This is a genomic window from Campylobacter sp. IFREMER_LSEM_CL2101, assembly GCF_025771825.1.
Classification (GTDB): domain Bacteria; phylum Campylobacterota; class Campylobacteria; order Campylobacterales; family Campylobacteraceae; genus Campylobacter_D; species Campylobacter_D lari_C.
Genome location: NZ_JAKMQZ010000017.1, coordinates 1 through 14,209, shown reverse-complemented (window position 1 = coordinate 14,209; position 14,209 = coordinate 1). Strand labels below are relative to the sequence as shown.

At 29.9% G+C, this 14,209-nt stretch carries 16 protein-coding genes and 1 pseudogene; 6 read left to right on the top strand and 11 right to left on the bottom strand.

Annotated elements, in window-relative coordinates; genetic code table 11:
• The 9 genes and pseudogenes from L8V88_RS07765 to mnmG all read right to left on the bottom strand — a co-directional run.
• A pseudogene (locus L8V88_RS07765) lies at positions 1–642 on the bottom strand (hypothetical protein); the annotation flags it as partial.
• Positions 643–702: 60 nt separating this feature from the next.
• Positions 703–1,473, bottom strand: coding sequence for a flagellar biosynthetic protein FliR (fliR, locus tag L8V88_RS07760; RefSeq protein WP_263723951.1), 771 nt, complete (start codon positions 1,471–1,473; stop codon positions 703–705).
• Entirely contained in the window at positions 1,460–2,095 is a 636-nt protein-coding gene (locus L8V88_RS07755; protein ID WP_263727440.1) for an ABC transporter ATP-binding protein, read from the bottom strand. The genes fliR and L8V88_RS07755 overlap by 14 nt, the downstream gene beginning before the upstream one ends.
• A 2-nt stretch (positions 2,096–2,097) precedes the next feature.
• Positions 2,098–3,174 (bottom strand): translation elongation factor Ts, encoded by a 1,077-nt coding sequence (gene tsf / locus L8V88_RS07750; RefSeq protein ID WP_039626638.1) that lies wholly within the window; start codon positions 3,172–3,174, stop codon positions 2,098–2,100.
• Positions 3,174–3,959 carry a 30S ribosomal protein S2 gene (gene rpsB, locus L8V88_RS07745; RefSeq protein WP_012661799.1) on the bottom strand — a complete coding sequence of 262 codons (786 nt, stop codon included), beginning with the start codon at positions 3,957–3,959 and terminating at the stop codon, positions 3,174–3,176. Before rpsB ends, tsf begins: the two co-directional genes overlap by 1 nt.
• 173 nt (positions 3,960–4,132) lie before the next feature.
• The gene (locus tag L8V88_RS07740) at positions 4,133–5,260 is read right to left on the bottom strand and encodes a c-type cytochrome (protein ID WP_263727439.1); all 1,128 of its coding nucleotides are present in this window, start codon (positions 5,258–5,260) and stop codon (positions 4,133–4,135) included.
• A 2-nt stretch (positions 5,261–5,262) separates the two neighbouring features.
• The gene (locus tag L8V88_RS07735) at positions 5,263–6,507 is read right to left on the bottom strand and encodes a cytochrome b (protein WP_263727438.1); all 1,245 of its coding nucleotides are present in this window, start codon (positions 6,505–6,507) and stop codon (positions 5,263–5,265) included.
• A 1-nt stretch (position 6,508) separates the two neighbouring features.
• Complete coding sequence (locus L8V88_RS07730) at positions 6,509–7,012, bottom strand: ubiquinol cytochrome c oxidoreductase, 2Fe-2S subunit (RefSeq protein WP_039618773.1); 504 nt, start codon at positions 7,010–7,012, stop codon at positions 6,509–6,511.
• A 162-nt stretch (positions 7,013–7,174) separates the two neighbouring features.
• Positions 7,175–9,025, bottom strand: coding sequence for a tRNA uridine-5-carboxymethylaminomethyl(34) synthesis enzyme MnmG (gene mnmG, locus L8V88_RS07725; protein ID WP_263727437.1), 1,851 nt, complete (start codon positions 9,023–9,025; stop codon positions 7,175–7,177).
• A gap of 122 nt (positions 9,026–9,147) precedes the next feature.
• Here mnmG and ribE point away from each other — a divergent pair, with 122 nt between their 5' ends.
• Genes ribE through L8V88_RS07710 form a run of 3 tightly spaced genes read left to right on the top strand, consistent with a single transcriptional unit; the run spans position 9,148 to position 10,596 of the window.
• Positions 9,148–9,756: a riboflavin synthase gene (ribE, locus tag L8V88_RS07720; RefSeq protein ID WP_263727436.1), complete on the top strand. Its 609-nt coding sequence runs from the start codon at positions 9,148–9,150 to the stop codon at positions 9,754–9,756.
• The gene (pgeF, locus tag L8V88_RS07715) at positions 9,720–10,388 is read left to right on the top strand and encodes a peptidoglycan editing factor PgeF (protein ID WP_263727435.1); all 669 of its coding nucleotides are present in this window, start codon (positions 9,720–9,722) and stop codon (positions 10,386–10,388) included. Before ribE ends, pgeF begins: the two co-directional genes overlap by 37 nt.
• 1 nt (position 10,389) lies before the next feature.
• Positions 10,390–10,596, top strand: a complete 207-nt coding sequence (locus tag L8V88_RS07710; protein ID WP_039618783.1) for a hypothetical protein — start codon at positions 10,390–10,392, stop codon at positions 10,594–10,596.
• A gap of 2 nt (positions 10,597–10,598) precedes the next feature.
• On the opposite strand, the gene L8V88_RS07705 is transcribed toward L8V88_RS07710, so the two are convergent.
• Both L8V88_RS07705 and L8V88_RS07700 read right to left on the bottom strand, forming a co-directional pair.
• Positions 10,599–11,852 carry a sensor histidine kinase gene (locus tag L8V88_RS07705; RefSeq protein WP_263727434.1) on the bottom strand — a complete coding sequence of 418 codons (1,254 nt, stop codon included), beginning with the start codon at positions 11,850–11,852 and terminating at the stop codon, positions 10,599–10,601.
• A complete protein-coding gene (locus L8V88_RS07700) occupies positions 11,815–12,480 on the bottom strand; it encodes a response regulator transcription factor (RefSeq protein ID WP_047208461.1) in 666 nt (221 codons plus the stop codon). The genes L8V88_RS07705 and L8V88_RS07700 overlap by 38 nt, the downstream gene beginning before the upstream one ends.
• Positions 12,481–12,612: 132 nt before the next feature.
• On the opposite strand from L8V88_RS07700, the gene L8V88_RS07695 reads away from it, so the two are divergent.
• From L8V88_RS07695 to L8V88_RS07685, 3 genes are all read left to right on the top strand, one after another.
• A complete protein-coding gene (locus L8V88_RS07695; protein WP_263723945.1) occupies positions 12,613–13,200 on the top strand; it encodes a bacteriohemerythrin in 588 nt (195 codons plus the stop codon).
• Between the two features lie 77 nt (positions 13,201–13,277).
• Entirely contained in the window at positions 13,278–13,841 is a 564-nt protein-coding gene (locus L8V88_RS07690) for a bacteriohemerythrin (protein WP_263727433.1), read from the top strand.
• Between the two features lie 11 nt (positions 13,842–13,852).
• Positions 13,853–14,074: a ribbon-helix-helix protein, CopG family gene (locus L8V88_RS07685; protein ID WP_087684945.1), complete on the top strand. Its 222-nt coding sequence runs from the start codon at positions 13,853–13,855 to the stop codon at positions 14,072–14,074.
• The last annotated feature ends 135 nt before the right edge of the window (positions 14,075–14,209 follow it).

Here is a 14,209-nt window from a genome sequence, read left to right as displayed (position 1 = left end):
TTCTATATTTTCTTCTATATTTTCTTCTATATTTTCTTCTATATTTTCTTCTATATTTTCTTCATGTAAATCATCTAGCAATGCCAAATCATCTTCATCTTTTTTTTCATCTACTAATACATCTGTTGTTTCAGGTATATTGTCAACTTTTAATTCATCATCTAAATTCTCTTCAAAAAATTCTTCTTGCAAACTTAAATCATCTTCACTTAAACTCTCTTCATGCTCAGACAAGTCAATACCAGCTAAAAGTTCATTTCCATCCAAAGGTGTATCTTTGCCAATTAAAACATCATCGTCAAAATTTAATTCATCTTCTTTTAAAGTATTATTTTTATCTTCATTTAAAGTTTTTTCACCACCCAAAAGCTCTATAAAGTCAGTTGGCAAAAAAGGTTTATATAAACATTCTACGCCTTCTACTTGCTCTTGGTTTTTAGGTAATAAACAAATCAATCTATTACATTTGCTTTTTAAATCATCTAAATTAGCTTCAATATCATGATCTATGATAATAACATCATAAAATTCTCCAAGCTCCTCAGTATTTGTAATTTCTTCAAAATCATAACCTAATTTTTGAACACCTAAACTGATTAGCTTTGAAACAGCCGTATTAGAATTTATCAGCAAAACCTTCATCTGTCATCTCCCAAAATTAAAGAAATATCTTATTTTAAAACATTTTTAATTATTTATTGCTTATATATTAAAAAATAATAATTCCATATGCTCAAAACTTTTCATTGTTAAATTTTTAAAATACTGCATCATAATAAGCAAAATAGCAATAAGCACCGCAAAAGATAAGAATATCTTAATAGGATACCCCACCACTAAAAGATTAAATTGTGGCATAGTTTTCATAAGCATACCAAAAATCACATCTGATAATAAAGATATAGCCAAAACTGGAAAAGCCATAGAAAAACCAAGTACAAAAATATTTACCATGGCTTTATTTAAATAAAGCATTAAATTTTCATGCGGATAAAACCCACCTAAACTAATATATTCTAATGAATTAGATATAAAAAGCAAAACTAAATGATGTCCATCAAAGGCCAAAAATACAAGCAAAGCCAATAAATTTAAAACTTGTGAGATTACAGGTGTGTTTGTGCCAGTTGTAGGATCCATAACACTAGCCATAGAAAATCCCATGGTAAAAGAAACCTGCTCACCTGCCATTTGCAAAATAGCAAAAGTCATTTGCAAAATCAACCCTGCCATCATACCAAAAAGTACTTCACTTAAAAGATATAAAATAAAAAAAGAATCAGGTGTATTACCCTCAAGCTTTGCTAAGGGATATAAAAACATTGTTAAAAATAAAGCTAAGGTAGTTTTTACCACCAAAGGTATGCTATTGTGAGAAAAAAAAGGGAAAAAAACTAATAACCCGCTCATTCTAGCAAACAAAAGCATGAAAATAACTACATTTTCATCGCCTAAATATTTAACAAATTCCATGATTGTTTAAGTGAAAAACCTTGTCACATTTTTTAGCAAGCTCTTGATCGTGCGTAACAAAAATCAAAGCTGCGTTATTTTTCTTGATATAATCAATCAAAATATCCATTACATTTAAAGCATTTTTAAAATCTAAATTTCCGGTAGCTTCATCAGCAAAAATAATCTTTGGCCTTTTACTTAAAACCCTAGCTATGCTTATTCTTTGCTGCTGTCCACCACTTAGCTTTGTGATTTTTTGATTCATTAAATCTGCAATATCAAGTTTTTTTAATAATTCATAATCAATATTCTGTCCGCTTAAAACACTCGCAAGTTCTATATTTTCAAAAGCCAAAAAACCTTTAAACAAATAATGCATTTGAAAAATAATTCCAAAATCTTTTCTACGAATTTCTAGCAAAGCATCATCATTTAAACCGTATAAATCTTGATTATTATAAAAAACTTTTCCTGATTGAGGTTTTAATAAGGTAGATAAAATATGCAAAAGAGTGGATTTACCACATCCACTACTTCCGCATATTGCAATACAATCTTTTGCATTTACAGCAAAATTTAAATTTTCAAAAAGCGGAATATCAAAACTATGGCTTAAATTTTCCGCTTTTAAAAGTTCCATTTTTAACCAATTTGCGCAGCAACTTCAGCAGCAAAATCTTCGGTTTTCTTTTCTAGGCCTTCACCTACTTCAAAGCGAATAAATTCAACTATTTTAATAGTTCCACCTAGCTCTTTTTCTTTATCAGCAATTACTTGCTCGATAGTTTTTTTATCATCCATTACATAAAACTGACCCATTAAAGTAAGTCTGCTGTCAAGTTGAGAATTATCCGCAATAAAGCTATTTAACTTACCTGGGATAATATTAGGCCAAATTTTTTCTGGTTTTCCTTGTGCTTGAAGCTCAGCTTTAATAGCTTCTTCAGCTGCTTGAATTACCTCTTGAGTTAATTGTTTTCTACTTGCATATTTTGGAATTTTATGCTCTGGTTTATTAGGATCTTTTAGTCTTCTTCTTTCTTCGTTCTCTTTTTCTAACTCAGCAACTAAAGCTTTGTATTCATTTTCTACAAAATCCATATCAAGTTCTTCATAAGATAAATAACTTGGTTTCATTGCAGCAATATGCATACAAATATGCTTTAAAAATTCTCCACACTTGCTAGCTGTAGCTTCGCTATCGCAAGCTGCAGCAATAACCACACCAACACGACCATTAGTATGAATATAGCCATTTACTATGCCATTAGCACCTGCTTTTAAAGTAGCAAATCTTCTAACAACTAAATTTTCACCAATAGTTGCAATTTGGCTTTTTAAATACTCTTCAAATTTAACACCATTAATCTCGCTTGAATGTAATTCTTCAACATTTTGAAGACTTTTAGCTTGAATATGCGCTGTTGTATCTTTTGTTAAAGCAATAAATTGTTCATTTTTAGCAACAAAATCAGTTTCTGAATTAATTTCACTTACAGTTGCACATTTAAAATCATCACTTACTTTTACACTTACTAAACCTTCAGCAGCTAAACGATCAGCTTTTTTATCAGCTTTTCCAAGTCCTTTTTCTCTTAAAAGTTGCACTGCTTTTTCAAAATCACCATCTGTGTCTTTTAGAGCATTTTTACAATCCATCATACCTGCGCCAGTACTTTCGCGCAGTTCTTTTACCATTTGTGCAGTGATTTCAGCCATTATTCTTTATCTCCTTCAAAATCTTCTTCACTCATAGCTTCTTCTAAAACTTCTTTTTTTTCTTCTTCAGAGATTGGTTGTTCTTCATTTGCTTCACCATCTTGCTCTCTTAATGCTTTACCTTCATTGATGGCTTCAGCCATTTCTTGGCAGAAAAGTTGAACTGAACGAATTGCATCATCATTTCCTGGAATTGGGAAATCAACTAAGTCAGGATCACAGTTTGTATCTAGCGGAGCAACTACAGGGATTTTTAATCTATTAGCTTCTTGTACTGCAATTTTTTCTTTAACAGTATCAATAACAAAAATCATATCAGGTTGAGTTTTCATATATCTAATACCACCAAGATATGCTAACAACTTTTCTTTTTTTCTAGTAAGCATTAATGCTTCTTTTTTAGTTAAAAGCTTAATGCTTCCATCTTCTTCCATTTTTTCTATAACTTCTAATTTTCTAATTGATTGGCGGATAGTTCCAAAGTTAGTCATCATACCACCAAGCCATCTGTGATTTACATAAGGCATACCGCATTTTTCAGCATATTCTTTAATCGCTCCACCTGCTTGTTTTTTAGTACCAACAAATAAAATTGTTTTACCTTCTGCAGCAGCATCACGAACGATATTATATGTATATCTAAAGTATCTAAGTGTTTTTTGTAAATCAATTACATAAATACCTTTTCTTTCACCAAAAATAAATTTTTTCATTTTTGGATTCCATCTTCTTGTTTGGTGTCCAAAGTGCACACCGCACTCTAATAAATCTCTCATGCTTACCATGAAATTCTCCTTGAAATAAAATAATTAGGTTTATTCCTCCGCATTCTTTAACCCATAAGCAACCTAATAAGGAAATTAATGCGTGTGAAATGAAGAAATATTATATCAAATTTTATTTTATATTTAGCTTATTATTGAAGAAAAAGAACGCCTTGTGGCGTTCTTTGGGTAAATTAGTGCAGTTTAGACCAAACTGATCTTTTCCAACCTATAGCAAAAATACTTAAGATAGCAAAGAATATCATAATATAAATTCCTGTTTGCTCTCTTTCTTCTTTTTTGCTATCACCAACTTTTTCAAGATAATTAATAACTTGAGTTTGTGCTTTTTCATTTAAGCCAACTCTTGGCATAGCAGTACCGTGAATTTTCTTTTGAGGTTCGTTAATGAAAATTTCAAGATAATGCGCACCTTTAGAACGAATCATCATAGATAAATCTGGAGGCGTCATACCAAGATAATTTTTTAAATCACTCATATTTGAGCTTGAAATAAAGCCATCATATTTTACATCATGACATCTTCCGCAAGCATTTTCAAACGTATGTTTATTTTTAGCAAAATCAAATTCTTTTGCAATTAAAGCTGTTTTTGCTTGCTCTGAAAGCTCTTGATTTTTAGCATATTTTTCTTCTAAATCAGCTTTTAATTTTGCATCAAATTCTTTTTCATATTCACTAGCTGTATTTTTAAAGAATGCAATTAAGTCTGCTAAATCTTGATTATCTTGTGCTTCATCACCACTTAAAGGATAAGCAGGCATTAAGAATGGATTTTCATCATTAAATTTATGTGAAATTTGCAAAGCTTTAACCGGATCAATGATAAGTGCGGTTAAAAATTTCTCATCATAAATAGCACCAGCATCACTTAAATCAGGAGGTGTTACACCTAAAGAAGAATCTGTGATAGTAGCAGGAATTCCAGTAGCTTTTACACCATGACATGCAATACAATTTCCTTCAAAAAGCTCTTTTCCTTTTTGTGCATTACCTTTGCTAAAATCGATTTTTGCGATTTTTTCCCATAATTGCTTAGTAGCTTCTTCTTGGCTTTTTGCAAGCTCTAATGCTTTTTGAGCATTAGCTATAGCTTTTTCGCTTCCTGAAGCATTAGCATCCATTGCTGCTTTTTCTTTTAAAGCAACTTCGCCTTTGGTAAATTCTACATCAGCTTTTGCAAAGTCAAAATTAACCGGAGTTGAAGGAGGATTCATCACTGAATGTGCATAAGGCTCAACCCCCCAATAAACTAAACCTGTGAAAAAGACAACTACAAAAAATATTTTTAATTCTCTCATTATTAGCCCCTTTTTCTTTCCATGATAGTAATAATTGGTAAGACCACTAACAATAATAGTAAAAACACCATAGAAGCATAAAATCCTATCCAAGCGTTAATTCCTGTTGGAGGAAGTTTTCCATAAACTGTTAGTACAATTAAATCTATCAATAATACCCAAAACCATACAAAAAACATCGGTCTTTCATGTGCTGGTTTTACAACATCACTTCTATCAAGCCAAGGTAATAAGAAGAAAATAATTTGTGCTATACCAAATGCTGCAAGTCCTATATCAAAAGCCTTAATGCTTCCAACATCAAAGAAAAATCCTCTTAAAACTTCATAACTCCATAAGAAATACCACTCAGGATAAATATGAGGAGGTGTTTTTAAAGAATTTGCTGGGTCAAAATTGATTGGATCCATTGCAAAATTAAATTTAAAACATACCAAGTAAAAGAAGAAAATCATAAATAAAGCAATATACATAAAATCTTTAGCTAAAAATCCTGGCCAAAAAGGAATAACTTTAGAGCCTTTTGTATCACCTGCTAAATATTTTTCAGCTTCTAAATCAAAATCAATTTCTTCTGAGATTTCATTGTTTACATGAGGAATTCTTAAAGAATAAAAGTGGAATGCAATAATTGCCAAAATTACAATAGGCAATAAACATACATGTAGCATAAAAAATCTAGTTAAAGTTGGATCAGAAACTGCAAAATCTCCTCTTATCCAAATAACCAATGCATCACCTATAAAAGGAATTCCACCAAAAAGCTGAGTAATAACTTGAGCAGCCCAAAAGCTCATTTGTCCCCAAGGTAGCATATACCCACTAAATGCTTCTGCTGAAAATACAACAAACAAAAGCATACCACTAATCCAAATCATCTCACGACCCTTTTTATAAGAGCCATAATAAATTCCTGTTAGCATGTGAATATATATGATTAAAAATACAACCGAAGCAGCCACACCGTGCATATGACGCCAAAGCCAACCATACTCTACTTCTTGCATGATAGTTTTATTTACACTATCAAAAGCTAAAGCCACATCTGGCTTATAATACATTACTAAAAATAAACCTGAAATAAATAAAATAGCAAAAAGAGTAGTTAAAATAACACCCATTGCCCATAAGAAGTTAATTTGTTTTGGTATCCAATATTGAGCCATTAAAACATTAAAAAGCTTATTTACAGCTAATCTTTGATCAAGCCAATCTACAATACCATTTGCTTTTTTTATATGTGCCATATTAAGCCTCCGCGATCATTTTTTTATATTCTGGACCTTCTTCGCCTAATACTAATTTTGTTCCATCAATTCTAAAAGGAGGAATGTCCAAAGGTCTTGGAGGAGGACCAAATACATTTTTACCACTAGTGTCAAATTCGCCACCATGGCAAGCACACTTAAATAATTTTTCACTTGGAGCGTAAGCTGGAATACAGCCTAAATGCGTACAAAGACCAATAACTACAGTATAAGCAACATCACCTACAACAACATCTCTATTGCTATCTTTTGCCATATCTGCATCTTTTTTTAAGATAAATATAGGCTTTTTACGCCATTCAATTGTTCTTAGCTCGCCCTCTTTCATACCAGAAAGATCTACAGTAGTAATACCTGCTGCTTTTACACTTGGGAGCGGATCCCATGTTTTTTTCATTGCAACTAATGAAAAAGCACCACCCACAGCAGCTACTGTTCCAAAGGCAAAGCCCATAAAGCTTCGTCTACTTTCAGATGTAGCCATTTTACTTCCTTTGTTTTGATTTGTATGTAAAGCATAGCAGTTTATCTAAAAAATGATAAATTTTTTCTTTGATACAAAAAGCCTTGTTTAAGATATAAAAATATTTGTTTAAAAAAGATAGTATCTATTTTATTTAGGGCAATAGATACTATATAAATTAGTTTATTTTTTCATTTTGATATAAATATGCAAAATATCCAAAGCAGCAGGAGTAATACCGCTAATTTGCGAAGCAGCAAAAATAGTTGGTGGATTAAATTTTTGCAGTTTTTCTACTACTTCATTGCTCAATCCACTCACACTTTTAAAGTCAAAATTTTCAGGGATTTTCAAATCATTTAAATTTTTCATTTTTTCAATTTGTGCTTTTTGCATTGCTATATAATGATAATACTTTGCTTCATTTAAAATTTCATTTAAAGAATACTCATCCATATTTTTAAACAGTTCATCTAAAGCTTTTAATTTTTCTATATTAAAACTAGCTCTTGCAACAATTTTTTGTAAGCTCACTATTGAAGTGATTTTTTCTTCTTCAATACTTTGTAAAAATTCATTATTTTGCTTACTTGGTGTCCATGTAGTTTGAAGTAAAAACTCAAGTCCTTTATCAACATTTTGTTTTATATTATCAATATATGTATAATCTTCTTGATTTAAAAGTTTAAAATTATATCCATACCCTCCAAGTCTTAAAATAGCATTTTCTTCTCTTAAGAGCAGTCTATACTCAGCTCTTGAAGTAAACATTCTATAAGGCTCTTTGGTGCCTTTCATCACTAAATCATCAATCAACACCCCTATATAAGCCTCATCGCGCCTTAACACAAAAGGCTCTTTTTCATCAATTGCTAAAACCGCATTCACTCCTGCCATAAAACCTTGTGCAGCTGCTTCTTCATAACCAGTAGTTCCATTAATTTGCCCCGCACAATATAAATTTTTAATCTTTTTAGTTTCTAAAGTATGTTTTAATTCTGTTGGATCAATGTAATCATACTCTATAGCATAACCAAAACGCGTGATTTTAGCATTTTCAAAACCTTTTATACTTCTTAACATCGCAATTTGCACTTCATAAGGAAGCGAGGTGGAAAAGCCATTGATATAATATTCAGTCGCATCTTTAGTTTGTGGCTCTATAAATAAATGATGACTTTCTTTATCACCAAAACGATTAATCTTATCTTCTATAGAAGGACAATATCTTGGTCCTATACCTTCAATTTGCCCTGTAAAAAGCGGAGCACGGTAAAAATTACTTTTTATAATCTCATGTGTTTTTAAATTTGTTCTTGCTATATAACATGGAAGTTGATTAGGCTTGAAATTTTTCGTTTTAAAACTAAAAGCTTTAGGGTTTTCATCTCCAGGTTGAATTTCTAAAACACTAAAATCAATACTTTTAGCATCAACCCTTGGGCAAGTTCCTGTTTTTAATCTTCCTACTTTTAAACCACTTTGTTTTAAGTAATCTCCCAAATTTACAGACGCAAGCTCACCTACCCTACCTGCTTGAAGCTTGGTTTCGCCTATATGGATAAGTCCATTTAAAAAAGTTCCTGTTGTAAGTATGATTTTTTTGGCAAAATATGTATTTTCTAAATTAGTTTTAACGCCCTTAACTTCATCATTTTCTATAAGCAAAGACAAAGCTTGCTCTTGAGAAATTTCTAAATTTTCAAGTTTTAAAAGCTTATTTCTAGCACAAATTCTATAAGCATCCATATCAATTTGCGCTCTACTTCCGCGCACTGCAACACCTTTACTTTCATTTAAAATTCTAAATTGAATTCCAGCCTCATCGGTAATTTGCCCCATAAGTCCACCCATAGCATCAAGCTCTTTTACCAAATGTCCTTTTGCTAAACCACCTATAGCAGGATTACAACTTGCAGCACCAATTTGCTCAATTAAAGTAGTTAAAAGTAAAGTTTTTTTACCCATTCTAGCAGCCCCGGCACTAGCTTCAACTCCAGCATGCCCACCACCTATTACGATTATATCATACATATTTTGACCTCATTTTTATAAAAAGGCAAAAATTATATAATATTTTTTAAAATAAAACACTAAAAATACTTTTTGAAATTTAAAAGTTTTAGATAAAATCTCATAAAAATTAAAGGTATTGAATGTTTAATGGATTAATCCGCGAATTAGCCTTTGTCAAATCATATCAAAACAACACTTTAAGATTAAAAGCAAACTACAAACCAAAGCTAGGTGATAGTATTGCTGTCAATGGTGCGTGTTTAAGCGTAACAAAACTTTTTGATGATGGTTTTAATCTTGAGCTTTCTTATGAAACAAGAACTCACATAGCTATTGAAAATTTAAAAGATTATGTACATATTGAACCTGCGCTAGCTTATGGTGATAAAATAGATGGACATTTAATGCAAGGACATATTGATGGTATAGGTGAAATTACTAATATTTCTAAAAAGGAAAACGGGGTTGATTTTTATATTAAATGTCCTGATGATATACAAATTTATATGGCAAATAAAGCAAGTGTAGCCATAGATGGGGTGAGCTTGACTATCAATGAAGTTTTAAAAGATGGTATTCGTTTAACTATCATTCCCATAACCTTTAATGAAACCTTGTTTAAAAACTATACCATAGGAAGACGCGTGAATATAGAAAGCGATCTTTTGGCAAGATATATACACAGACAATTAAATTATAAAAAAGAAATCTCATGGCAACAAATAGACAAAATTACATCACTTTATTAGAAAATGATTTTGCAAAAGCTTTTGTAGCCTTTGATCAAGATTATAATATTTTTAGAGCAAAAATTCATGATAATATTTTTCCTTGGGAAAATTCAATAAAAAAGTGTATATTTTTAAATCAAATTCATTCTAATATCATCACTCATTATAATAAAGATTTTCATTTTAACGCTGATGGGATAATTAGCAATGAAAAAAATATAGCTTTGTGTATTTTAAGTGCTGATTGCTTGCCTTTGCTTTTATATGATGATGAAAATAAAGCCGTAGCAGCTTTGCATTCAGGTAGAAAAGGTTGTTTTGAAAATATCTTAAAAGAAGCTGTTTTAAAAATGCAAAAAAGCTTTAACACTCAAACAAAGAATTTAAAACTCATCATTTCAGCAGGAATTTGTGCTAAAAATTATGAAATTAATGGCGAGATTTTAAATTATAGCAAAGGAAATTTTGCACCTTTTTTACATGAAAATAAGCTTGATTTAAAAGCATTAGTTAAATTTCAAGCAAAAGAATTAGGTATTAATGATATTTTTGATATCAATCTTTGCACTTTTGATGATGAGAGATTTTTTTCTTATAGAAAAAATCAAACTCCAAAGCGCATTGCTAGCGTGATTTATTTAAAGGATTAAAATGTATGAAGTAAAAAATTTACTTGCTTTAAAAATTTTACAAAAGGCTAGAGAATTTGGAGATAATGACTTAAGCAACGAAGTTTTAATCACTCAAATGTTAAATCACACCCCACAAACTCTAAATCAAAACGATACTAAAAATTTAAATGAATTTATCACAACGCTTATAAATGCTAAAGAAAAGGCCAAAATGAGCAATAAATAATTTTAATTTTTCCAAGTTAAAATAAATTTTGTTCCTTTATTTAGCTCACTTTCTACTTTTATTTTTATATTATGCTCTTTACAAATTTTATCTACCAAAGAAAGCCCTATACCAAAACCACCTTGATTTTCATTAAACCTTGAATAACGTTCAAAAATATTAGCCAAATTTTCTTTTGCTATACCACAGCCACTATCTGCTATTATAAGTTTTTGCTCTAAAAGTGTTATTTTAATATGTCCATTTTTTACATTATATTTTATAGCATTATTAACAAGATTATCAAACATTTTAAAAAATTGCTCTTTATTAGCATAAATTTTTCCATCATCTTCCAAACTAAGCTCTAAGTCGATATTTTTTTGCTCTAAAAATATTTTAAAGTACTCCATTCTTTCTTTAATCAAATCTTTTAAAAATATCCAATTCTTTTTAGCTTCATAAGCTTGAGAAAAATTTAAAAAAGTTAAATCTGAATACAAATGACTCAAAGTCAAAGCAGCTATTTTTACACGCTTTAAAGCCTTAATTTCTTCAAAATTCTTTTTTCTTTCCAAACTCTCTACACTCATTAATATCGCACTAATTGGCGTATTAATCTCATGAGTAGTATCTTTTATAAAATTATTTAAAAATCTTATCCTCATTTCTAAAGGCTTGAGTGCAAATTTAAGGATTAAATACCCCATTATACTTACAAAAATCAAAGAAAAAACCATAGCCAAAGCTACTTTAAACCTTATAAATCCAAGCTCTTTAGAAATATCATCACCTTGTACTAAAACCCTCAAACGATTAACATCGCCTAAAACTTCTAAAGCATTTTGACTTTGCGCGTTTGCAAGCAATAAATTATTTAAATTCACATCAGCTACATAAATTAAAGTATCATTATTATAAATATTTGCATTATTAAGTTTAAAAAAAGTTGTTTGAGCGGGCAAATCTAGGTTAGAAAAATAAACTTTTGTTCTATCAAATATTGCAAATTTTATATTAGAAATTTGAGCAATTTTTCTAGCACCTTTTTCTATAGGCTCAAAACGTAATTTTTCCATTTGTAAAATTACAAAACGGTGCTCTTGCCTTAATTTTATACTATACTCAGTTACTAATTCTTCTATTAACTTTGCATACCATACACCAAAAAGCACTATAAGAACACTTCCTATACTTACCAAATATAAAGAAAGAATCTGCCATGCAACACGCTTGGCTTCATACATAACAATACCCTCTTCCTCTTTGATTAACAATACTATCTTTACCTAAAATTTTTCGTAAATTTTTTACATAAGCTCTTAAGCTAAGCTCACTTGGCTCTTGATCATACTCCCAAATTTCTTCAAAAATGCAAGCAGTATCTATAAATTTACCTTTGTTTTTTAAAAGTAAAGATAAAAGCTTTAATTCTTTTAAAGGCAGGGTTAAAGGCTTGTCATCTTGGTATAAAGTTTGTGAAACAAAAGCAAATTTAAAACCATTTCCCAAGTCTTCATAATCTTCATTTTTATGAGCAAAAGAACGCTTTAAAATAGCATTAATTCTTATTTTTAACTCCTGCAATTCAAAAGGCTTTTTAATATAATCATCACAACCACTTTCAAATCCCTTTTGTAAATCCATAGTAGTATTTAATGAAGTCATAAAAATAGCCGGTGTGTATTTACCTGCCTCTCTTAAATTTTTAAGCACACTAAAACCATCACCTTGTGGAACTTTTACATCTAAAATCCATAAATCAAAATTTTTCTCATAAGCTTTATCTTGTGCATCTTGAGCATTATCCACTAAAGTAACTACAAAACCTTCTTCTTCTAAAAATTCACTAACAATTTCCCCTAAATTAATATCATCTTCTAACAAAAGAATTTGTGTGGCCATTTTTAACCTTTTTATTATATTTTACTTAAAACATTATATTTTTTTTGTGTAAATTAAATGTGAATTTAGCAGAGTTAAAGCCAAATATTTATAAAATATTAACCGTTTTATAATTTGTACTTAGGATTTGTTATGCTACCTGAATGGGATCAAAAATACAGTATTAATAATGCAAAAATCGATGCCCAGCACCAAAAACTCTTCGAGCTTGCTGCTAGAGTTGAAGAAATTTCTGATAGACCAATCTACCAAGTAGAACTTAAAAAACTTATCGCTGAATTTTTCAACTATATTAAAATTCATTTTCAAGATGAAGAAAACTATATGGCTGAGATTAATTATCCTTATTTAAACCAACACAAACTTATGCATAAACAAATTACAAAATCTATGATAAAACTCATACAAAGCATAAAAAGCACTAATGATTTAAAAGAAAAATTATATATAGTGGTTAATTCATGGCTTATAGAACACATCATTCAGCATGATATGATGATAGAACACTGGAGACAAAGCACACAAGCAAAGAATTCTTCAGACACCTTCGAAGAAGAAAAACCAAAACCAAAAAAATTTTTATATCAATGTCAGTGTGAAGGAAAAACCCACAAAGTCCCTTATGATATTCATTTAAAAATGCAATATTCTAAAGTACAATTTAAATGCAAAGAATGCTCTGCTAATTTAATTTTATGCAAAGAAAAAACTGAAATTTAACAAAAATTAATCATAGTTTAAAATATTGTAAATTATAATGCCTGCAAAACTCTGCCAAATATAAACAAGGAGTTAATATGCTACCAAAATGGTGTGATAAATACAGTATTCACAATGATGAAATCGATAAACAGCACAAAAAACTTTTCGAACTTGCTGCTAATGTTGAGATGATTTCAGATAAACCCGTTCATAAAGGACAAATCAAATTTTTACTTGCAGATTTTTTTAACTATATGAAAGAACATTTTGCCGAAGAAGAAAAATATATGGCAAAAATAGGTTATCCTGAACTTGCTAATCATCAAAAAATTCACAAAAGCATTATTCAATCTATGATAGATTTAATTCAAAATATAAAAAGTACCAATGATTTAAAAGAAAAACTCAATATAATTGCGTCAAAATGGCTATTAGAACATATCTTAAGAGAAGATATGAAAATAGAAAAATGGCACCAAGCGCAATTAAATAAAAAAGACAATGAAGCAACTTCAGAAGATTTGCAAGAATTTTATGAGTATGTTTGCTCATGTGCTGATAAAATCCATAAAGTACCTTATGAAATTCATCAAAAAATACAAACAACCAATGCAAGCTATAAATGCAAAACTTGCCAAGAAGCAATAAGACTAAAATAAAAGGCTAAACAATGAATAAAAGATACACCTTAACCCTTTCAGAAGAACTTTACGAACGCTTAAGTCAAACTGCAAAATTTTCTAAAAAGAAAAAAGCTGAAATTTTACGTAATGCTTTAGAAAATTATCTTGATGAAATGGAAGATTTTGCTCCAGCTATAGAAGCTTTAGAAGATCTAAAAGATGGAGATAGTAAAAAGCTAGATAGTATTATCAAAAAATTAAAATGCTAACTCCCTCAGTTTCCATACATTAACTATCAAAGAGCATAATTACATTTGTAAAAGCAAACATTCATAGATAACTCCTTAGTTTTTAAAGATCTAGTTTCAAACTAGATCTTTAAAGATATGTATCTCTACTTATAT

Bases quoted from the DNA above. Each gene is read 5' to 3' on its own strand.
- ribE (WP_263727436.1), top strand. From the start codon at position 9,148: ATGTTTAATGGATTAATCCGCGAATTAGCCTTTGTCAAATCATATCAA.
- tsf (WP_039626638.1), bottom strand. From the start codon at position 3,174: ATGGCTGAAATCACTGCACAAATGGTAAAAGAACTGCGCGAAAGTACT.
- L8V88_RS07740 (WP_263727439.1), bottom strand. From the start codon at position 5,260: ATGAGAGAATTAAAAATATTTTTTGTAGTTGTCTTTTTCACAGGTTTA.
- fliR (WP_263723951.1), bottom strand. From the start codon at position 1,473: ATGGAATTTGTTAAATATTTAGGCGATGAAAATGTAGTTATTTTCATG.
- pgeF (WP_263727435.1), top strand. From the start codon at position 9,720: ATGGCAACAAATAGACAAAATTACATCACTTTATTAGAAAATGATTTT.
- L8V88_RS07695 (WP_263723945.1), top strand. From the start codon at position 12,613: ATGCTACCTGAATGGGATCAAAAATACAGTATTAATAATGCAAAAATC.
- L8V88_RS07700 (WP_047208461.1), bottom strand. From the start codon at position 12,480: ATGGCCACACAAATTCTTTTGTTAGAAGATGATATTAATTTAGGGGAA.
- rpsB (WP_012661799.1), bottom strand. From the start codon at position 3,959: ATGGTAAGCATGAGAGATTTATTAGAGTGCGGTGTGCACTTTGGACAC.
- L8V88_RS07690 (WP_263727433.1), top strand. From the start codon at position 13,278: ATGCTACCAAAATGGTGTGATAAATACAGTATTCACAATGATGAAATC.
- L8V88_RS07710 (WP_039618783.1), top strand. From the start codon at position 10,390: ATGTATGAAGTAAAAAATTTACTTGCTTTAAAAATTTTACAAAAGGCT.
- L8V88_RS07685 (WP_087684945.1), top strand. From the start codon at position 13,853: ATGAATAAAAGATACACCTTAACCCTTTCAGAAGAACTTTACGAACGC.
- L8V88_RS07735 (WP_263727438.1), bottom strand. From the start codon at position 6,507: ATGGCACATATAAAAAAAGCAAATGGTATTGTAGATTGGCTTGATCAA.
- L8V88_RS07755 (WP_263727440.1), bottom strand. From the start codon at position 2,095: ATGGAACTTTTAAAAGCGGAAAATTTAAGCCATAGTTTTGATATTCCG.
- L8V88_RS07730 (WP_039618773.1), bottom strand. From the start codon at position 7,012: ATGGCTACATCTGAAAGTAGACGAAGCTTTATGGGCTTTGCCTTTGGA.
- mnmG (WP_263727437.1), bottom strand. From the start codon at position 9,025: ATGTATGATATAATCGTAATAGGTGGTGGGCATGCTGGAGTTGAAGCT.